The sequence below is a fragment of the Sphingomonas panacisoli genome, from assembly GCF_007859635.1.
Classification (GTDB): Bacteria; Pseudomonadota; Alphaproteobacteria; order Sphingomonadales; family Sphingomonadaceae; genus Sphingomonas; species Sphingomonas panacisoli.
Map to the genome: position 1 here is coordinate 3,037,409 of NZ_CP042306.1, position 19,073 is coordinate 3,056,481.

16 protein-coding genes and 1 pseudogene are annotated in these 19,073 nt (G+C 63.8%); 9 read left to right on the top strand and 8 right to left on the bottom strand.

Going from position 1 to position 19,073, the window contains the following annotated elements:
- Positions 1–112: 112 nt before the first annotated feature.
- The 5 genes and pseudogenes from FPZ24_RS15130 to FPZ24_RS15150 all read left to right on the top strand — a co-directional run bounded on the left by FPZ24_RS15130 (position 113) and on the right by FPZ24_RS15150 (position 7,427).
- Positions 113–715 carry a TetR/AcrR family transcriptional regulator gene (locus tag FPZ24_RS15130; protein WP_146573358.1) on the top strand — a complete coding sequence of 201 codons (603 nt, stop codon included), beginning with the start codon at positions 113–115 and terminating at the stop codon, positions 713–715.
- 323 nt (positions 716–1,038) lie between these two features.
- On the top strand, positions 1,039–1,440 hold the full coding sequence (locus FPZ24_RS15135; protein WP_146573360.1) for a hypothetical protein: 402 nt from the start codon (positions 1,039–1,041) through the stop codon (positions 1,438–1,440).
- Complete coding sequence (locus FPZ24_RS15140; RefSeq protein WP_146573362.1) at positions 1,437–2,693, top strand: efflux RND transporter periplasmic adaptor subunit; 1,257 nt, start codon at positions 1,437–1,439, stop codon at positions 2,691–2,693. The genes FPZ24_RS15135 and FPZ24_RS15140 overlap by 4 nt, the downstream gene beginning before the upstream one ends.
- Positions 2,694–2,818: 125 nt before the next feature.
- Positions 2,819–6,013, top strand: coding sequence for an efflux RND transporter permease subunit (locus FPZ24_RS15145; protein ID WP_146573364.1), 3,195 nt, complete (start codon positions 2,819–2,821; stop codon positions 6,011–6,013).
- A gap of 12 nt (positions 6,014–6,025) precedes the next feature.
- Positions 6,026–7,427, top strand: a pseudogene (locus FPZ24_RS15150) (efflux transporter outer membrane subunit).
- 4 nt (positions 7,428–7,431) lie between these two features.
- On the opposite strand, the gene FPZ24_RS15155 reads toward FPZ24_RS15150, so the two are convergent.
- Positions 7,432–7,701, bottom strand: a complete 270-nt coding sequence (locus FPZ24_RS15155; protein WP_240047506.1) for an RNA 3'-terminal phosphate cyclase — start codon at positions 7,699–7,701, stop codon at positions 7,432–7,434.
- 1,006 nt (positions 7,702–8,707) lie between these two features.
- Between FPZ24_RS15155 and FPZ24_RS15160 the strand changes: the two genes are divergently transcribed.
- The 4 genes from FPZ24_RS15160 to FPZ24_RS15175 all read left to right on the top strand — a co-directional run bounded on the left by FPZ24_RS15160 (position 8,708) and on the right by FPZ24_RS15175 (position 12,141).
- A complete protein-coding gene (locus FPZ24_RS15160) occupies positions 8,708–9,289 on the top strand; it encodes a PEPxxWA-CTERM sorting domain-containing protein (RefSeq protein WP_186728901.1) in 582 nt (193 codons plus the stop codon).
- Positions 9,290–9,405: 116 nt separating this feature from the next.
- On the top strand, positions 9,406–9,651 hold the full coding sequence (locus FPZ24_RS15165; RefSeq protein ID WP_146573368.1) for a hypothetical protein: 246 nt from the start codon (positions 9,406–9,408) through the stop codon (positions 9,649–9,651).
- Positions 9,652–9,713: 62 nt separating this feature from the next.
- Positions 9,714–11,534 carry a sensor histidine kinase gene (locus FPZ24_RS15170; protein ID WP_186728903.1) on the top strand — a complete coding sequence of 607 codons (1,821 nt, stop codon included), beginning with the start codon at positions 9,714–9,716 and terminating at the stop codon, positions 11,532–11,534.
- Positions 11,512–12,141 carry a response regulator gene (locus tag FPZ24_RS15175; protein WP_146573372.1) on the top strand — a complete coding sequence of 210 codons (630 nt, stop codon included), beginning with the start codon at positions 11,512–11,514 and terminating at the stop codon, positions 12,139–12,141. Before FPZ24_RS15170 ends, FPZ24_RS15175 begins: the two co-directional genes overlap by 23 nt.
- Here the strand turns inward: FPZ24_RS15175 and FPZ24_RS15180 are convergent.
- From FPZ24_RS15180 to FPZ24_RS15210, 7 genes are all read right to left on the bottom strand, one after another.
- Complete coding sequence (locus FPZ24_RS15180; protein ID WP_146573374.1) at positions 12,093–12,668, bottom strand: A24 family peptidase; 576 nt, start codon at positions 12,666–12,668, stop codon at positions 12,093–12,095. The two genes, FPZ24_RS15175 and FPZ24_RS15180, sit on opposite strands and share 49 nt — an antisense overlap.
- Entirely contained in the window at positions 12,665–13,486 is an 822-nt protein-coding gene (locus FPZ24_RS15185; protein ID WP_146573377.1) for a tetratricopeptide repeat protein, read from the bottom strand. The genes FPZ24_RS15180 and FPZ24_RS15185 overlap by 4 nt, the downstream gene beginning before the upstream one ends.
- Positions 13,483–14,430 carry a LytR C-terminal domain-containing protein gene (locus FPZ24_RS15190; RefSeq protein ID WP_186728905.1) on the bottom strand — a complete coding sequence of 316 codons (948 nt, stop codon included), beginning with the start codon at positions 14,428–14,430 and terminating at the stop codon, positions 13,483–13,485. Before FPZ24_RS15190 ends, FPZ24_RS15185 begins: the two co-directional genes overlap by 4 nt.
- 104 nt (positions 14,431–14,534) lie before the next feature.
- On the bottom strand, positions 14,535–15,470 hold the full coding sequence (locus FPZ24_RS15195; protein WP_240047507.1) for a type II secretion system F family protein: 936 nt from the start codon (positions 15,468–15,470) through the stop codon (positions 14,535–14,537).
- A 37-nt stretch (positions 15,471–15,507) separates the two neighbouring features.
- Entirely contained in the window at positions 15,508–16,512 is a 1,005-nt protein-coding gene (locus tag FPZ24_RS15200) for a type II secretion system F family protein (RefSeq protein ID WP_240047508.1), read from the bottom strand.
- Positions 16,509–17,870 carry a TadA family conjugal transfer-associated ATPase gene (locus FPZ24_RS15205; protein ID WP_146573383.1) on the bottom strand — a complete coding sequence of 454 codons (1,362 nt, stop codon included), beginning with the start codon at positions 17,868–17,870 and terminating at the stop codon, positions 16,509–16,511. Before FPZ24_RS15205 ends, FPZ24_RS15200 begins: the two co-directional genes overlap by 4 nt.
- The gene (locus FPZ24_RS15210; protein WP_146573385.1) at positions 17,870–19,069 is read right to left on the bottom strand and encodes a CpaE/TadZ family protein; all 1,200 of its coding nucleotides are present in this window, start codon (positions 19,067–19,069) and stop codon (positions 17,870–17,872) included. The genes FPZ24_RS15205 and FPZ24_RS15210 overlap by 1 nt, the downstream gene beginning before the upstream one ends.
- Positions 19,070–19,073 lie beyond the last annotated feature (4 nt).

Genomic DNA, 19,073 nt, shown 5'->3' on the forward strand with positions numbered 1-19,073 from the left:
CGGGCAGGCCCCGGACCAAATCGGTCCGGGGCCGCTTCTTCCAACGCGGTGCGTCGAGAATTTCCGGCGCGGTCTAGACGAACGCGGACTCGTACATTATATACCGTCCGTTATGGAAACTGCCGTCCTTCGGGGTCGCCCTCGCGAATTCTGCGTCGATCAGGCGCTGGTCGCCGCTCTGCGCGTGTTCTGGAGCAAGGGGTATGAGGGTGCGTCGATGACCGACCTCACAGAGGCGATGGGCGTTACTCGCCCGAGCCTCTATGCCGCGTTCGGCAACAAGGAAGAGTTGTTCAAGAAGGCGCTCGACCTCTACCAGCGCGAAAAGCTGAGCTATATCGGCGAGGCGTTGAAGGCGCGGACCGCGCGCGGCGTTGCGCAGCATCTGCTCGAAGGGGCGCTCGCCAACCAGACCGGCACGTCCGAGCCGCACGGTTGTCTCGGCGTGATCAGTTCGGTCGCGTGCGGCGCCGAGGCCGAATCGATCCGTCAGGACGTGCTCGAACGCGGCAAGGTCGCGCATGCGGCGTTGATCGAGCGGATGGAGCAAGCGATCGCCGACGGCGACTTCTACGGCCCCGTCGATGCCGACGGCATCACCAAATATCTGACTGCCCTGCTGCAAGGCATGGCGGTCCAGGCCGGCGCCGGTGCGACCCGCGAGGAATTGCAGCGGCTCGTCGATACCAGCCTCGCGGTCTGGCCGAGCAAATAGGCCGCCATTTTTGCGGCCAGCCGAATAAAAATATCGGTCGGTATAAAAATAAAGGTTGAACCATCCCGATCGGCTTTCTATACTGCATGGTATAGAACAGAGATCGCCGCCCGCGCGCAGAAGAGCCGATGAACGGCCAAGCGCGGACACCTTCCTGATCTGAAGTTAGCGTACACTATCGTGCCCCTGCCGGGCGTCGCTTTCAGCGATGCCGGATCGGGGATGCTCACGTCTGACGAACAACCAGCCCGGCGGACCCCCGCCGCCGGGAATGGGCCGGCGCATGCCCCCGCGCCGGCCCCAAGAACAAGGAGGAAATGGCCATGGCCTATCTCGATTTCGCCCCAGCCGCCGGCGGCGCCTTGCTGCTCGACCGTCCGGTTGCCGCTCCCAGGAGCTTCACCAAGCCCGCCGACCTAACCCCGCTCGAATGGCAGGTGGTCGAGATCGCGCAGGGCGACAAGCTCTCGTCGATCCGTCCCACCGGCCGGTTCGTCCGCGCGCTTCGCTGGATGTTCGGCGGGCGTGTCGCGACCGCGCTGTCCGACGGGCGGCTCGAAGCGCTGCGCCGGATGGCGGTGCTCAGCTGGTATCGCGGTTACGCCGTCGCGCCCGCGGAAGTCCGTCTGTTCCTCGCCGCCGGCTTCACCCCCGATCATTACGACCTGCTGCTGGCGCGGATCAACGCCGTCCGTGCGGCACTCCCCCGGAGGTTCCGCAAATGAACATGCTCGCCCCTATCAACGAGGCCGAAGCACAACCCGTCGAGGTGGCGCCGCCCCGTTCGCCGCTGTGGCGGCGGGCGATGTGGGTCGTCGCCCCGTTGGTAGTGCTGGCCGGCGGCTACGGCCTCTTCCAGCGCCCCAATCCCGCGATGGCGGCGCCCCCGCCGCCGACCGTCACCGTCGCCACCCCACTCCAGCGCGAGGTGACCGAATGGGACGATTATGTCGGCCGCTTCGAACCGAGCCGCAGCGTCGAAGTGCGCCCGCGCGTTTCCGGCGCGGTGGTCGCGATCCACTTCACCGACGGCCAGATCGTCAAGGCCGGCCAGCCGCTCTTCACCATCGATCCGCGCCCATACGCTGCGGCGCTCGCCGAAGCCCGTGCGGGTATCGCGACGGCGAGCAGCGAGCTCGCGCTGGCTAACGCCAATTACCAGCGCGCGCTCAAGTTGGTGGATGTCGACGCGGTGTCGAAAAGCGAGGTCGATCGGCTGAAGGCGCAGGTTCAGGCCGCGTCGGCAGCGCTGGCCGCGGCCCAGGCGCGCGTCCGCTCCAAGGCGCTCGACATGGAATTCACCGTCGTCCGCGCGCCGATCGGCGGTCGCATTTCCGACCGCAAGATCGACGTCGGCAATCTGGTCGCGGCGGGCGAAGGCGCCGGCGCTACCCTGCTCACGACGATCAACGCGCTCGACCCGATCTATTTCAGCTTCGACGGGTCGGAAGCGCTTTTCCTGAAGGCCAAGCGCGCCGGGGCGGGCAATGCCTCGCCGGTCGAGATCCGCCTGCAGGACGAAGGCGATTATCGCTGGAAGGGCAGCCTGGACTTCACCGACAATGGGCTCGACCCCAAGTCGGGGACGATCCGTGGCCGCGCCGTGCTGAGCAATCCGGTGCTGTTCCTGACGCCCGGCATGTTCGGCAACATGCGACTGGCCAGCGGCGGCAAGACCGCCGCGTTGATGGTCCCGGACACCGCGATCGTCACCGACCAGGCACGCAAGACCGTGCTGGTGGTCGGCAAGGACGGTACCGTGTCGGCCAAGCCGGTCCAGCTCGGCCCGGTCGTGGATGGCCTGCGCGTGATCCGCGGTGGGCTGACCCTGGCGGACCGCGTGGTGATCACCGGCACGCAGATGGCGATGCCGGGGACGAAGGTGCAGATCCTGATCGGCACCATCAAGCCGACCGCGATGGCTCCCGCCCCCGCGATCGCACCGCCCACCCCGGGCCAGGCGACGCTCGCGCAGTAAAGTCACTCAATCCGTTCGTGCTGAGCTTGTCGAAGCACGTGTTCTTGGCACGCCCTTCGACAAGCTCAGGGCGAACGGTGGAATTCCGGAAAATCTTTCGCCTCTCATTTCGAGGAACAGGAATCATGCGCCTGTCGCGCTTCTTCATCTCGCGCCCGATCTTCGCCGCGGTCATCGCGGTGGTGATCACCATCGTCGGCGCGATCGCCTATTGGGGCCTGCCGGTCTCGCAATATCCCGACATCGTGCCGCCGACCGTCACGGTCACCGCGAGCTATCCCGGCGCCTCGGCCGAGACCGTCGCGGAAACCGTGGCGGCGCCGATCGAGCAGGAGATCAACGGCGTCGACAACATGCTCTACCAGTCGAGCCAGTCGACCGGCGACGGCAATGTCACGATCACCGTCACGTTCAAGATCGGCACCGACCTCGATGCCGCCCAGGTGCTGGTCCAGAACCGCGTCGCGGTCGCCGTACCGCGCTTGCCGGAAGAGGTGCAGCGAATCGGCGTCGTCACGCGCAAGACCTCGCCCGACTTCCTGATGGTGGTGAACCTGGTGTCTCCTAACGGGTCGCTCGATCGCGGCTATATGTCGAACTATGCGCTGACCCAGGTGCGCGATCGGTTGAGCCGGATCGACGGCGTCGGCGACGTGCGGCTGTTCGGCAATCGCGACTATGCGATGCGCGTGTGGATCGACCCCAACCGCGCCGCGGCGCTCGATCTGACCGCTGGCGAGATCGTTGCAGCGCTCAAGTCGCAGAACGTACAGGTCGCCGCCGGCTCGCTCGGTCAGCCGCCTTACGCGCAGGGCAACGCCTTCCAGTTCAACGTCGAGACGCAGGGCCGCCTGACCGACCCTGTACAGTTCGGCAACATCGTGATCCGTACCGACGCCAGCGGACGACAGGTGCGCGTATCGGACGTCGCGCGGGTCGAGCTCGGCGCATCGGACTATAATTCCAACACGTATATCTCGGGCAAGCCGACCGTCATCCTCGCCGTGTTCCAGCGCCCCGGCTCGAACGCGCTCGCGGCGGCCAAACAGGTCTCCGCCGAGATGGAGGCGATGGCGACGAAATTCCCCAAGGGGCTCGGCTACCGCGTCATCTACAATCCGACCGAGTTCATCAGCCAGTCGATCGACGCGGTGATGCACACGTTGTTCGAGGCGATCGTGCTGGTCGTCCTCGTGATCCTGGTGTTCCTGCAGAAGTGGCGCGCCGCGATCATTCCAGTGGTCGCGATTCCGGTGTCGCTGATCGGTACCTTCGCGGTGCTGGCGGCGCTTGGCTACAGTCTCAACAACCTGTCGCTGTTCGGGCTGGTGCTGGCGATCGGCATCGTCGTCGACGACGCGATCGTCGTGGTCGAGAATGTCGAGCGCAACCTAGAGCACGGCCTGAGCCCGCTCGAGGCGGCGCGGACGTCGATGGACGAAGTGTCGGCGGCTTTGGTCGCGATCGTGCTGGTGCTGTGCGCGGTATTCGTGCCGACCCTGTTCCTGACCGGCCTGTCGGGCGCGTTCTACAAGCAGTTCGCCGTCACCATCACCGCGGCGACGGTCATCTCGCTCTTGCTCTCGCTGACCCTGTCGCCCGCGCTCGCCGCCCTGCTGCTGCGCGCTCGGGAGGATGAAAAGGTGGGCGGACGCTTGCACCGGCTCGTGCTCGCCGCCGGCGACCGCTTCAACCACGGGTTCGAGCGGCTGAGCAACGGCTATGCCCGGATGACCGCCGCCCTGGTCGCCAAGCCGAAGCGGATGATGGCGATCTATGGCGGCCTGATCGCCGCGACTGCTGCCTTGTTCATGGCGACGCCGAGCGGGTTCATCCCCGCGCAGGACCAGGGCTATTTCCTGACCGTCATCTCGCTACCGCCCGGCGCCTCGGTCGAGCGCACCGACGCGGTGATGCGCAAGGTCGCCGATCGTATCTTGCCGCTGAAGGGCGTGAAGGGCGCGGTGATGCTCGCCGGGTTCGACGGACCGTCGCAGACGCTCGCCCCCAATTCGGCCGCCGCCTACATCCCGCTCAAGAGTTTCGAGGAGCGCGAAAAGCTGGGCGTCACGCTGCAGTCGATCATGGACGAGGCGCGTAAGGCGACCGGCGACATCAACGAGGCGCGGCTGATGATCATTCCGCCCCCGCTGATCCAGGGGATCGGCTCCGCCGGCGGCTACCGCATGATCGTGCAGGACCGTGGCGGCCACGGTTACGACGATCTCGCGCAGAAGTCGTTCGGACTGCTCGGCAAGGCCAACCAGACCCCGGGCCTGGCGCAGGTCTTCACGTTCTTCGACACAGGCACGCCGCGCGTGTTCGCCGATATCGACCGCGCCAAGGCCGACCTGCTCGGCGTCCCGCCGGAGCGCGTATTCGAGGCGATGGGCGTCTATCTCGGCTCGGCCTATGTCAACGACTTCAACCTGCTGGGTCGAACCTATCGCGTGACCGCGCAGGCCGACGCGCCGTTCCGCGCGACGGTGGCCGACATCGCCAACCTCAAGACCCGCTCAAATTCGGGCGAGATGGTGCCGATCGGATCGGTCGCGACGTTCAGCGACAAGACCGGGCCGTATCGCGTCACGCGCTACAATCTTTTCCCGGCGGTGGAGATCGACGGCGACACCGCGCCCGGTTTCTCCTCGGGCCAGTCGCTCAAGACGATGGAACAGATCGCCGACGCCAATTTGCCGAGCGACTACGGCACCGAATGGACCGGCATCGCCTATCAGCAGAAGGCGGCGGGCAGCACCGCGGGGATCGTCTTCGCGCTGGCCGTGGTGTTCGTCTTCCTGGTGCTGGCGGCGCAGTATGAGAGCCTCGTCCTGCCGCTGTCGATCATCCTGATCGTCCCGATGTGCCTGTTGGCGGCGATGATAGGCGTGAACCTGCGTGGCATGGACAATAACGTGCTGACGCAGATCGGGCTCGTGGTCCTGATTGCCCTGGCGGCGAAAAACGCGATCCTGATCGTCGAGTTCGCTAAGCAGGGTGAGGAGCAGGACGGCCTGTCCCCGGTCGATGCCGCGATCCGTGCGGCGCAGACTCGCTTGTGCCCGATCCTGATGACCAGCTTCGCCTTCATCCTCGGCACCGTGCCGTTGCTGATCGCAAGCGGCGCCGGCGCGGAACTCCGCCAGGCGCTCGGCACCGCAGTGTTCTTCGGGATGATCGGGGTGACCGCGTTCGGGCTGCTGTTCACGCCCACTTTCTACGTCGTGTGCCGCGCGCTGGGCGATCGTCTCGCCCGGCTGCGCGGAAGCCGGTCGGCCGCGTCGGGCTCGTTCCCGGGCGCGCTGCAGCCGGCCGAATAAGGAGCCTTCGAAATGCTTCGTGTCATTCTCGCCACCGCCTCCGCGCTGACGCTCGCCGCCTGCGCGGTCGGCCCCAACTATATCGCCCCGACGCCGGCCCCGGCGGCGGCCGGGCCGTTCGTCTCGACCAATTCGCCCGCGCTCTCGACTGACCCGGTCGCGGAGAATTGGTGGCGGCTATACCAGGACCCCGTACTCGACGGTCTGATCGCCGACGCACTCAAATCGAACACCGACATCCGCGTCGCGGTCGCCCGGCTGGAGAAAGCGCGCGCCAATCTGCGCGGTGCACGGTCCGATCGACCCCCCCTCCACCGGGATCAACGCCGGTGCGACCTATGGCCGCTTGCCCGAGGGCCAGCGCGCGCCCGGCGCACCCCGCGAAGATTGGTCGATCGATGGCGGGCTCAGCGTCTCGTACGAGGTCGATCTGTTCGGCCGCGTCAGCCGGGGGATCGAGGCGGCGCGGGGCGATGCCGCCGCGGCCGCCGCCGATGCCGATGCGGTGCGCATCGCGGTCGTCGCCGACACGACGCGGGCCTATGCGGATGCCGCGTCGGGCGCGGCGCGGCTGAAGGTCGCGCATCAGATCGTCGATCTGCTCGACCGCTCGGTTTTGCTGATGCAGCGTCGCCACGACGCCGGCCTCGTCACGCAACTCGATGTGTCGCGCATCGCCACGCTCCGCCAGCAGCGCGCCGCCGACATTCCCGCGCTCGAGGCCGATCGTCAGTCGGCCTTGTTCCGCCTCGCGACGCTGACCGGCCGCCCGCCCGCCGATTTACCACCTGTCGCGACCGAGCGCAGCGTCGGGCTCGAAGTCACCCAGCCGGTCCCGGTCGGCGACGGCCAGGCCTTGCTCGCTCGCCGTCCCGACGTGCGCGCGGCCGAACGCCGCCTGGGCGCCGACACCGCGCGGATCGGCGTCGCCACCGCCGACCTCTATCCGCACATTTCGCTCGGCGCGTCGATCGGCTCGACCGGCCCTAATATCGGGGACGTGTTCGGCGGGGGTCCCTTGCGCTGGCTACTCGGCCCGCTGATCAGCTGGGCGTTCCCCAATCAGGAGGGCGCGCGCGCCAAGATCGCGGCGGCAAAGGCCGACACCCAGGCATCGCTCGCGACGTTCGACGGCACCGTGTTGAGCGCGTTGGAAGAAACCGAAACGGCGCTGACGGTCTATGCCAAGGCGCTCGATCGCCGCACCGCGTTGAAGGCCGCGCGCGACGAAGCCGCCAAGGCCGCCGCGATCACGCGCGCGCAACAACGCGAAGGCGCGGTGGACTCGCTGGCGTGGCTCGACGCCGAGCGTACGTTTGCGGAAACCGAGGCCGCGCTCGCCGAACAGGACGCGCGCGTCGCCGACGCTCAGATCGACCTGTTCCGCGCGCTTGGCGGTGGCTGGACGTCATAGTCCGTCACGCTACCGGATCGTTTCTCGCCTGACGAACGAGATGACAGCCGTTCGCTTGCTGCTCGAACACCCACTGCCGACCGGTAAACCGCTCGATGATGCTCGCCGCCGTCCGCGCATGGTCGCTCGGCTTCACCGTCGTGAAGCTGCCCCCGCCCGCCAGTGCAAACGGCAGCAGCAACTGGTCTGCCAGATACGGCCCAGCAAACGCGTCCGAGGCAAGGAACCCCGCCATGCGATGCGATGCCGTCTTCGCCAGCGATTCCGCGGACACGGCGGCGATCGCTCATTATCCCTGTCGCCTTGATTGCGGCGCGAGCGACCGCCTTGGGGCACTCGTCATGGAAATATGCCTCAAGCGATGGCCGGCATGGTCGATGTTACTTGCCGAGCTGTTACGCGCGCAAGTCTTGTACATCGACGACGCTGAAGCGTCTGAAGATCAATGGGGCGAGCATATGGGATTGTGTTTCCCCGATGGACGGGTCGATGCGACGACTGTTCGTGGCGCAACAGTAATGCGCCTTGGCCCACGGCCGCCCGCGTTGTCTGATTTGCTTCCCATCAATGATGTCGGCCCGATGCGAGAGGGCTTTTTAGCTGGTGAAGCTTGGCAGAGACGCATTTCGCTCCCGAGTACTTTGATCGATTGGCGGTTCGGGACGTTGCACCGTTTAGCTATGTGACCCGCGTCCCATCCAAATTTTCATCATAAGTGCCGTCGATAACTTCGTCCGATCGTGGGCCGTAAGCGGACTGGCTGCTTACGGGATTACGTTCAGCAATGCTGACATGGAAGCAGGCCCAATATCTCTTACAGCGAAGCAACAGCGGCGTCCCAATCTCTCGAACCGGCCGTGTCGCTACTGCCGAAACGCATGCTCGTCGCTTGCTCGGCTAATGCATTGAACGGCTGATTGCCGCTCTGATGCGTCCGGCGCGCGGAGCCGATGTCACTGTCGTTCGCGATTCTGCGCACCGCGTGACGGCGATATCGACACTTCTTTGGAAAGCGCAATTATTAGTAGCGATTATTGTCAGGATGTAGAGTTTGGTCGATCATCAAGTGATGAAATGGCAGGATAGTTGTAGTACATTGTATTAAGAAATCTCCATTCCAGATATATCCTTCGATATAATCTTATATCTCGACAAATCCAATTGTCTCAGATCAGATCAATTTAGATAACGCCGACCTTCGCTTCCAAAATATTCTGTCGGACTCAGCAACGATTTCTGTTAATTTACTGTTCACGACGATTCGCAAGAGGGGAGTATCAGTGAACAAGTATCTTTTTTCCGGGGTTGGAATAGCCGCCCTGACGATCGCCGTCCCGGCATACGCGGCACCCACGCTGAACGGCGATTGCAGCGACGACATCGCAGCCCAAGCCGGCGTGACAGTGATTTCGTGCATCGGCGGGTATAGCGGCAACGTGTTGAGCAACAACAGCGGCGACAACGCCACCATCAACACCGCTCTGACCGCGTTGGGCTATGCTGGTCCTACGTTCAGCTACAACAGCGTCGCGGCCGGCGACATCAAGGGACCCCTGAACGGCGGCCTCGACGTCAATTTCCAGACCCTGTTGAATGGGGTCGCCTATATCGGCGTGCACTATGGCTTCCAGGGTGGCGGCGCGACCTTCTTCTACAAGATCAACGCGACCAACGTAGACATCCTCAAGCTGGCGCAAGGTAGCGGTGGCGGGTCTACCTCGACCGCGACCTTGCTGGTGCTGAACGCGACGCCTCCGGTACCGGAGCCGGCGACCTGGGCGATGATGATCGTCGGGTTCGGGGCGATGGGCTCCATGCTGCGCCGTCGCCAGAAGGTGAGCGCAAACGTCCGCTACGCCTGAGGCTCCCATGCACGGGACAGAGCCGCCGGTCGGTAGCCGGCGGCTCATTTTCGCGACGCGGCGATTTGTCGCCGTCGATATGGCCCTCTTCCCGTACGGGATGCATGGAGCGTGACATGCGTGTCGAATTTCTCGATCGCCGCACGCAGGCCTCGCCGGATAGCGATCGGGCCGTGATCAATCGCCTTCCCAACGGCAGTGCGGGTTTTACCGCGTCAGTCCACGCGGCCGATGGCAAGTCATTGCAATCCATTACGAGAAATTGCTGCCATACCCACGATGAGGCTGTGCAAGCGGCAATCATGTGGGCCCGCGAGCAAGGTGTGCAGTTGCTCTATGTCGTGCAACCGAACGCCAACTGAGCCAGCTTCACCGTCTGACCGGGCCGCATTTGGCTCAGATGATATCGAACGGACATAGCCAAGTGGTCGATTCCGTTGGGCAATTTATTGCGTTAGCAAGTGCCGGTGTACCGTGGCAAAATGTCGCCATGAATGCCGAGCAGATCAAAATCTCGGACGATCCGGCACCGATCAAAGGCCGCGTACGGCGTTTCTGGACGAGGGATTTGGGAAGCGTAACGTCGCGCGACGCGGCGAATGCGACGCGGATATTGCTCGCATTAATCGCTTTGAACGCTTCGAGGGGAGGCATGCTAGCTTCCAGTTCTTGGCCGTTCCAACCGCGCGTTGCGCTCATCGCTTTCCTGATCGTTTCGATATGCGCTTTCGTAAGTCGCGTCGTGTCGTGGAAACTGGATGCACGGCTGCGCGCGGTCATGGCGATGGCCGATCAGGCGATCTGTCTGCTGACGCTTGCAGCCTACCCGCAAACCGTCGCCATTTATCTTCCGTTCGTGACGTTTGTACTCGGTGTGTCGCTCAGGCGTTCGGATATTCTTTGGGTGGCGCTCGATTATCTACTGCTTGCGACGATCATAGCGTTTCATAACAGACTTGCCGCGCTATTCCCAACGCTGGGCATCGTCAGCGACGACGTACTGCGACTGCAGTTTACGCTCGTGACCGGCACGGCATCCGCCGTAATGGCCTTCAAGGCGGCGCAATGGGGAGCGCGGATCGCGGATCGCTGGAACGGCGAGCTACTCGATACCGCTGCACACGCGCGCGCGTTGCCGATCGCGAATATCGCAGCGAAGCTCGCGCTGCGGTTCGACGTCTCGAGCATGTTGATTTGCTGGCAGCAAGAGGGCGATCGAGCGCCGGAATGCTATAGGTTCAGCGCCGGGAAACTGTCGGAGGGAGATGTCGAGCTCTCCACCCTCGAACAGATGCTTGCACCAGACACGAGCGGCAACGGCTTCATTTGGAATTCGAAGGGCAGTCGTGCCCTGGTGGATGCGCAATCCTGGTTTGGCGCGAGCGTGCGCACCATTGACCTAGCTTTCCTGCCGATCGAAGAAGGCGAGCCAAGCAACGTCGCTGCCCTGCCGATCCGTACGAGCGCGCTGCAGGGTTATATCTATCTTCTCGGTATTCCCAGGATTTCAGAACAGGCGCTGGACCAGATTGTCGGCGCGTCGCGAGCGGTGAGTGCGACGCTCGATCGCTATTTGATGTTCGAAGCTTGGCGCGAGCGAGCATTCGCCAATGCTCGATTGGATCTGAGCCGCGATATGCACGACAGTGTATTGCAAACACTGGCTGGCCTCCGCCTGCAGGTCGCGGCATTGATCAAGGACACCGAACTCCCCGTTGCAACGCGCACAGAACGATTGGAATCGCTCCAATCCATTATCGCTGCCGAACAAGCATGCCTGCGTGAACTGGTCGCCGACGCGAACCTGCCGATCGGTGAAAAGATCGATCTCGCCAGTCATTTGACGCAACGGGTGGAACTGCTGTCGCGCCAATGGGGCATTGCCTGCGCGCTCAGCGCCGATCCGGCGCCACTGTGGGTATCGCCCGACGTCGCCGTCGAGGTCGAGTTTCTCGTCAGAGAGGCGGTGTCGAATGCCGTCCAGCACGCGAAGTCATCGCGCGTGGAGGTTATAGCCGCGCAGCGGGAAGACGAGCTGTTCATCACCCTTAAGAGTGATGGTGCGTCGGCGTTGCTGCCCGACATAGGCGCGTCGAACATCGAAGGCGTGAGATCGCGCTCCCTAACGCGGCGCCTAAAAGCGTTGAACGGCCGAGCCTATGCGGATTCGATTGAACGCGGTGTGCTCTTGTCCATTCGTATTCCCCTGGAGGTGATCGTCGATGTCCCGCCTGCTGATCGTTGACGACCATCCGATCTTTCTCGATGGCCTTCGCCAGTTCCTTGAGACCAACGACCATCATGTCGCATTGACGGCGCGAACGCCGTCGGCCGCCATGAACATGATCGAGCAGGAGGCGGTAGAGGTCCTGATTACCGATGTCAGCATGTCGGAAGGCGGCGGCCTTCAGTTGTTGCGGACCATCAGATCGAACGGACATCGGCTGCCGGTGATCTTTCTGACCGTCGGGCTGAAACCGATCGAAACGATGGAAGCGGTGAAACTCGGCGTGAACGGGATCGTCTTGAAGCACAGCGATCCCACGAATTTGTTGACTTGCATCGACGCGGTGACGCGTGGCGAGACATGGATCGACCCGACGATCCTGGAAAGCGCGCTGCGACGCAGCCTTACGTCGCAGACCGTGCCGGTTTTGCCCAAATACAACCTTACCCGCCGACAGGAAGAGATCGTGCGCCTGGTCGGAGACGGGCTGCGCAACAAGGAAATCGCGCAGAGGTGCGGGCTGACGGAGGGTACCGTCAAACTCCACCTACACCGCATCTACACGCACTTGGGCATTCAGTCGCGCGCCCAGCTGATCATGATGCTGGCCGCCGAAACCATGTGATCGGTGTTGGCCGCTATCCGCATCTCGCGATACCAGGGCGCTTGAGGGCTGATCTGACCGCCGATGATGGCGAGCACCGCCCCGCCGGCGATGGCCACGCCATAGGGTATCGGCCCGCGCGGCTTCAGACTGGGAATGTCCGCGCTGGCCAGCCGCGCCGGAATGACACGCCGCAACACGACGAACACGATGCTCAACAGAACGCCGCCGATCGCGACGAACAGGAACAGCGACGCGGCGCCCTTGAAGTCGAACCATAACGCGGTGGCCGCGAGCAATTTAACGTCGCCGCCGCCTAGCCATCCTCTCGAAAATATGACGGCCCCTCCCAGAAAGGCGACGGTGAACACGATCCAATTCTGCCACAGGGAGGTGCTCCATCCGGCATGGTAGACCCACGCCGGGAACAGCAGAATGATCGCGATCGGAAAAACGTTCGGGATTCTCAGTTTCCATATGTCCACCGCGGCCGCAAATGTCAGAATGACGCACAACGCCAGCGTAATGAGGTTCCCCAGCGACATCATTTGAGCGTATCCAGTTTGGCAAGGTTAGCGGCCGCGACCGACTGATATATGGGGTCCGCGATGAGCGACTGCGTCAGCCAGCGGCGCGCATCGTCGGTTCTCCCCTCAAGCATCGCCGCATAACCCGCATTGTTGAGACGTTCGGCCCAACGAGACGCACTGTCGGACGGACGGCGAACCGGCATACGACCAAGCGATCCGGCTGCGATATCGATATTGTTCGCGATCCGTTCGTCGTCCGGCGCGTCGGCGATCGCCCTTATCAAAAGCTTCTCCGCCTCCTCGAACCGGCGTTGCTTGATAAGAGAGGTGGCGGCATCGTTGAGCAACCCCGGTCGCACGCCACCGACTTCCATCGCCTTGGCATAGGCGTGGCCGCTGTCCAACCAACGTTGTTTGACGTCGTATGCCGCGCCCAAAGCCGACCACGCCCGCCAGTCGGGATCGCAAAGCGTCACAGCCCGTTCGAGCCGTCCGATCGCCGCATCGGCATTGCCCAGATTGGAATCGGCAACGCCGCCGCCCACGAGAATGCGGCAGTCGTCGGGTAAGTTCGACGCGAGCGCCGCGAAACCCCGCCGCGCATCCTGATCACGTCCCTGTGCCAAGGCGAGTTGCGCGCGCAAAACATCCAGTTCCACCGCCGGCGATTCCGCCGATGGCGACGTCCTGGCGATCATGAGTTCGGCCTGGATCAACCGCCCGGATCGGATCGCCGCGGCTATCAACGAAAGATCGCTCGTCGGGGCGGCGACCGCTGCCGTTCCTGTCGCGACCGCGACCGACGCGGCCAGTCGGAACCAAACGGACGTCTTCACTTCCGCCGCTTCAGCCGCGCGTCCAGCGCCAACGCATTGCCGCCGACGAGAAGTTGAACGCGATTTGCCTGCGACAGCGCGTAGAGCTGTGTCCGAAACGGGAGCGCACGCGCCAGGCGGCGCGCTTCGTCGCCGGAGCCGACGGGAAAAATGATCCTGCTGCAGCCCAGCCGTGCCATGCTGTCGCCGACGTCGAGCTCAGCCCAGCCGCGATTGTTCAGGAAACTCTTCATCCGTCGTGCGATCCCTTGGGCGCCAGACGCGTTGATCACCTTAGTCGGCAAAACGCGCCGCTGGGCCGCGCCCGGTACCGACGTTGCCGGCGGCGCAGTCGGCTGGACGGCGAGCGGTGCTGGCGGCGGCGCTACCGGGAACGCCGCTGCCGGCGGAGCCGATGACTTGGACGGCTCGGTGCGAACGCCGTACGATAGCGTGCTGATGCCGAACGGCAAAAACAGCCTGACCTCGCTCACGGAAGACCGTTCCAACCTGGCGGTACGTGTCGGCTCGGTGATCGGCGCCGCTGCCGGAACAGCAGCATTACCGGCGGCGACAGTTTGAGGAACTTCCAAGACCGCGACGCTCTGACCCTGCGCACCCTGCCTTTCGCGATTTTCATTCAACGGATCGCCCGCCAACATCACGCGCTTGTCGGTATCGAGCAGCGCGGCATCGGTAGTCCTGCCTTGGATCCGAAGCGAGGCGGCATAAGCGTCGTAAATGTCGGCGTCGCGCGGTGCGAGCGCGAGCGCCAGCTGGAAATAGCGGTCGCTCAAGTCGTAGCGCTGTAGACGATCATATGCGGTGGCCAGGCCCTGAACCGCACGCGCATTCTCCGGATCGACCGCCAGTAGGCGACGATACGTTTCGATCGCGAGACCGTAGTTACGATCGGCCAACAGACGCGCAGCGGCCGCCAATGTGACGTCCGTCTTCGCCGCCATTCGCGCGCCCTCCGGCAGGGTCATCCTGCCCTGCGTCATACAACCGGACGCTGCGATAACGACGCCGCAAAGCCCCAAGCGTTTGATGAAAAGCCGTCGCATTGTCATCCTGACATCATGGGCAGGAGCTGTCGGACGACGCGGATCGCGGCCGGCAACATGAGCACGCCGATCATCACCGGCAGCATACAGGCGACGAGCGGAATCGATAGCAGCACGGGCAGTTTATGGGCCTTTTCCTGCGCGAGCATCTTGCGGCGTTCGCGCATTTCGGTGGCGTAGATTCTGAGGGTCTGTCCGATGCTCGACCCCAGTTTGTTGGACTGGATGAGAAGGGTCGCGAACGACTTGATCTGATCGACGCCGGCCCGCTCTCCCATTCGGCGCAGCGCATCCTCGCGGCCGCGACCGGCGCGCAGCTCCAGAACGGTATTGGCCAGCAGACTGGCGACCAACGGATGCGAAGTCGACATCTCGCGGCCGACACGGTCGAACGCTGCTTCCATACCCAGGCCAGCTTCGACGCACACCAGCATCAGGTCGAGCGCGTCGGGAAAGCCGTTGACGATCTGATCCTGACGCCGCGATGCGCGCGCCGACACCCACAGGTTGGGCAGATACAGGCCAAGCAGCGCAAGCAACGCACCGAACAGATAGAGCTTGAAGATCGAGGGAGCGGCGCCGTTGATCACGGTCGCCGCGACCAGGATCATCGGCATGCCCAAGGTCGTGGCGATCCGGATGAGCGTGAATATCCGAGGTGCCTGCGGCGACGTGTATCCTGCGGCGGCGAGCCGCGCGACCATCGTGGCGTTGTTCGTATCGAGCAGCGATACGCCGCGTTTCTCCACGGCATCGACGATCCGCGACCACGCGTCCGGCGTCGCATCGGCCCGCAACGAGCTGGCCGCGCCCCGTCCCTGACCGCTTACGGATGCTTCGCTGAGCCGGCGGCGTATCGCGGCTCGTCCGGTGACGACCGCGGATATGCCGACGACCAGCAACACGACGACGGCGAACAACCCGCCCAGAATGACCATTCGCGGAAATTGTTGAAGGGCGGCTTCCCACATCGTTCTAGACCTTCAGATTCACGAGACGTCGGATGATGACGAAACCGATCGTGTACAGAGCGATCAGGAAGCCGAACCCTATAGAGAATGCCGGATCGCCGGCGACCTGAAGGTAGAATTGGGGGTTCAGCAAAAACAACGCAACGAACGCCAGAACGGGCAACGCCGTCAGGATCGTTGCGGTCATCCGCCCCTCCGAGCTCAACGCACGAACCATCAGCACCATGCTGGCGCGCTCGCGAATGACCTTCGACAGGTTTTCGAGGATTTCGGCCAGGTTGCCACCGGTCTCGCTCTGGACCGACAGTGATACGACGAACATGCGCAGATCTTCCAGATCGCACCGGTTCGCCATGTTGTGCAGCGCGTCGCGCAGGTCGGCACCATAGGCGACTTCGTCGGTGACGAGCCCGAATTCGCTACCGATCGGATCGCTCATTTCCTGCGTCAGCAGATCGAGCGCCGCCGCCACCGGATGGCCGGCCCGCAACCCGCGCACGAAGATATCGAGCGCCACCGGAAATTGCTCCGCCATCTTCTTGCGGCGCTGGTCGGCGCGGCGCGCGATTATCATCAACGGCAGCCCCAGCCCGGCGGCGCCGGCGAAGCATGCCGCCATCAATACCGTGCCGAACCCGATCGTCAGGCCGGCGGCAAAGGCAAAAACGATCGTCGCCGTAAACAGCAACGCAACCGCGAGGATCATCAACAGGAACAGCCGGCCTGGCGACATGCCGAACGAAGCACCGCGCAGCAGGTTGTCGAGCTTATGCCCGATATCGCTCAGCGGTCCGGGCAGCGCGATCCCGTCGCCCCATGCGTCGCGCCGCAACCGCGCGACGATTTCCGGCCGGTCGTGGCCGGTCGCGATCAATCGCAGGCGCTTGTTGATTGACCGGGCGCCCGTGCGATTGGTGCGGTACCAGCGCACGCCGCCCTCGATCGCAAGTACGACCGCCGCGAAGATCAGCGCCAGCACGATAAGGCGGATCGTCGTGGTCGATATCATTCGAGCACCGCGCTGGGATTGAAAATATCGGCGGGAAGGCTGATCCCGCGATCCTCGAGCTCGCGCATGAAATGCGGCCGGATACCGGTGGCTTCGAACCGGCCGAGTACCTCGCCGCCATCGCCGCGGCCCGTCAGCCTGAACCGGAAGATCTCCTGCATGGTGACGACCTCGCCCTCCATGCCGATCAGTTCGGACACGCTGAGCAACCGCCTGTTGCCGTCGGCAAGGCGACCGACCTGGATCACGACGTTGATGGCAGAGGCGATCTGCGCTCGTGCCGAACGCGGCGCGATGTCGATGCCGCTCATGCCGATCATCTGTTCGAGACGCGACAGCGCGTCGCGCGGTGTGTTCGCATGGACCGTGGTCATCGACCCGTCATGGCCGGTGTTCATCGCCTGCAGCATATCGAACGCTTCGCCGGCGCGAACTTCGCCGACGATAATGCGGTCGGGACGCATGCGCAGCGCATTTTTCAACAGATCGCGCTGCGTGACCTCACCGTTGCCCTCGATATTGGGCGGACGGGTTTCGAGCCGGGCGATGTGCGCCTGCTGGAGTTGCAGTTCTGCCGAATCCTCGATCGTTACAATCCGCTCGGCATTGTCGATGTACGCCGACATGGCGTTGAGCAACGTCGTCTTGCCCGATCCCGTGCCGCCCGAAATCAGAATGTTGCGTCGCGCTTCCACAATAGCTTCGAGGACTTCCGCCACCACTGCCGGTACGCTGCCCAGGCTGGTGAGACGCGCCATATCGATCGGCACGCGCGCGAACTTGCGGATCGACAGCAGCGATCCGTCGACCGCGAGCGGCGGGATGATGGCGTTGACACGCGATCCATCGGCCAGCCGGGCATCGACGTACGGCGACGCCTCATCGACACGCCGTCCGACCGCCGCGACGATCTTCTGGATGATGCGCAACAAGTGCCGTTCATCCTTGAAGCGCGCCGGCGAGGTTTCGAGACGGCCGCGTCGTTCGACGAACACGGAATCGTAGCCGTTGACCAGGATGTCGGTGATCGTTTCATCCTTGAGCAGCGGCTCGAGCGGCCCCAGCCCAAGCAGTTCGTCAAGAATGTCGCTGACCAGCCGCTGCCGCTCGGCCAGATTGAGCGCGTGCTTCTGCAACGACAATTGCTCGTAGACGATCTCGCCGACCTCGGCCTGGATCTGTTCGCGCGACATGGCGTCGAGCGCAGACAGATTGATGAGATCGAGCAGACGTTGGTGCAGTTCGACCTTCAGCGCCGTGTTGCGGTCGATCTCCTGTTCCGGCTGATCGACCGGCGCGGCCTTTGGCGAAGGAGCCGCCGCCAAGTCACCGGTCCGCTTGATCTGCCAGACACTCATCAACCGCGCTCGAACAGCATATCGATGGCGTCGAGAATTTTCTCCAGGTCACGCCCGATCGCGCTCTTGTTCTTGATCTCGCCGATCATGGTGCCGCGATTGAGCGCCGTGTTCATCAGCGCGAAATCGCTGATGACGCGTAGCCCGATCGGGCGACCGATCGTCTCCGACGCGTCGCGCAAGTTGATCTGCTTGAACATCTGCTTTTCGACGCGGTTGACGACGACCTGAACTGCGTCGGGGTTGACGCCCAGCTTGACCAACAGCGCGAGCTGCCGCTGCGCTTGGCGAAGGCTCGCGATCGAAAGTTCGATCACCAGGAATACGATGTCGGACTGTGCCACAAGCGACAGCGACCAGTTGGTCCAGTCGCTCGGCAGGTCGAGAAACACCGTGCCGTACTGCGTCGATGCCAGATGGACGATGTCGCAAATCTGATCGGTCCCCACCGCATCGGTCGGCATGAGCTCCGTCGGCGCAGCGAACAGGTTGAGCCCCGAGGAATGCTCGGTTGCGACCGATGCCAACACGGCCGGGTCCAGTCGCTTGCCCGCGTCGAGCAGGTCGCTGACCGTCAGGTCCGACCCCAGACCCAGATGCGTCGCCGCATTACCGCCCTGCAGGTCGAGATCGAACAGGCAGGTCGTACGCCCCCGGTCGCTTTCTCGCCGGGCATAAAGCGCGGCGGCTTGGGTGAGCAGTGCGGTCGCGCCTACCCCGCCGACACTTTTGATGATCGACACCGTCTTGCCCTTGGCGGCGGTGGCCGCGGCGGTCTGCTCCAACTCGCCGCGAATACGGTCGAGCGCGGCTTCGACGTCCCGCCGGGCAAGCGGCAGCGCGACGACATCGCTGATGCCGGCGCGTAGCAGCGCCTGCATCGCGGCGATCGACGGATCGCGGACGGCGGCGATGATCGAGAGCGCCCGGTTCTCGGTGTGCAGGCGGGTCAGCCGGCGTAGCGAGGCCGCACTCTCCGGCTTCACCTCGACGATGAGCACGCGCGCGCGTTTGACGATCTCCGCGGGGATATCGGCCTCGGCACCAAGTTCGTTGGTATCGATCGCCATGCCCGCGATGACGCTTTCGCCGAACTCGCCGGCCATGATTTCGTCGTGCGAAAGGACCAGTTCGATCATCGCGTCGGAACGCTTGATCATCCAGCCCGTCGTCGGAAATTCGCCCAAATCCAGTTCCACTCCG

Bases quoted from the DNA above. Each gene is read 5' to 3' on its own strand.
- FPZ24_RS15130 (WP_146573358.1), top strand. From the start codon at position 113: ATGGAAACTGCCGTCCTTCGGGGTCGCCCTCGCGAATTCTGCGTCGAT.
- FPZ24_RS15135 (WP_146573360.1), top strand. From the start codon at position 1,039: ATGGCCTATCTCGATTTCGCCCCAGCCGCCGGCGGCGCCTTGCTGCTC.
- FPZ24_RS15140 (WP_146573362.1), top strand. From the start codon at position 1,437: ATGAACATGCTCGCCCCTATCAACGAGGCCGAAGCACAACCCGTCGAG.
- FPZ24_RS15145 (WP_146573364.1), top strand. From the start codon at position 2,819: ATGCGCCTGTCGCGCTTCTTCATCTCGCGCCCGATCTTCGCCGCGGTC.
- FPZ24_RS15165 (WP_146573368.1), top strand. From the start codon at position 9,406: ATGCGTGTCGAATTTCTCGATCGCCGCACGCAGGCCTCGCCGGATAGC.
- FPZ24_RS15175 (WP_146573372.1), top strand. From the start codon at position 11,512: ATGTCCCGCCTGCTGATCGTTGACGACCATCCGATCTTTCTCGATGGC.
- FPZ24_RS15180 (WP_146573374.1), bottom strand. From the start codon at position 12,668: ATGATGTCGCTGGGGAACCTCATTACGCTGGCGTTGTGCGTCATTCTG.
- FPZ24_RS15190 (WP_186728905.1), bottom strand. From the start codon at position 14,430: ATGGCGGCGAAGACGGACGTCACATTGGCGGCCGCTGCGCGTCTGTTG.
- FPZ24_RS15195 (WP_240047507.1), bottom strand. From the start codon at position 15,470: ATGGTCATTCTGGGCGGGTTGTTCGCCGTCGTCGTGTTGCTGGTCGTC.
- FPZ24_RS15200 (WP_240047508.1), bottom strand. From the start codon at position 16,512: ATGATATCGACCACGACGATCCGCCTTATCGTGCTGGCGCTGATCTTC.
- FPZ24_RS15205 (WP_146573383.1), bottom strand. From the start codon at position 17,870: ATGAGTGTCTGGCAGATCAAGCGGACCGGTGACTTGGCGGCGGCTCCT.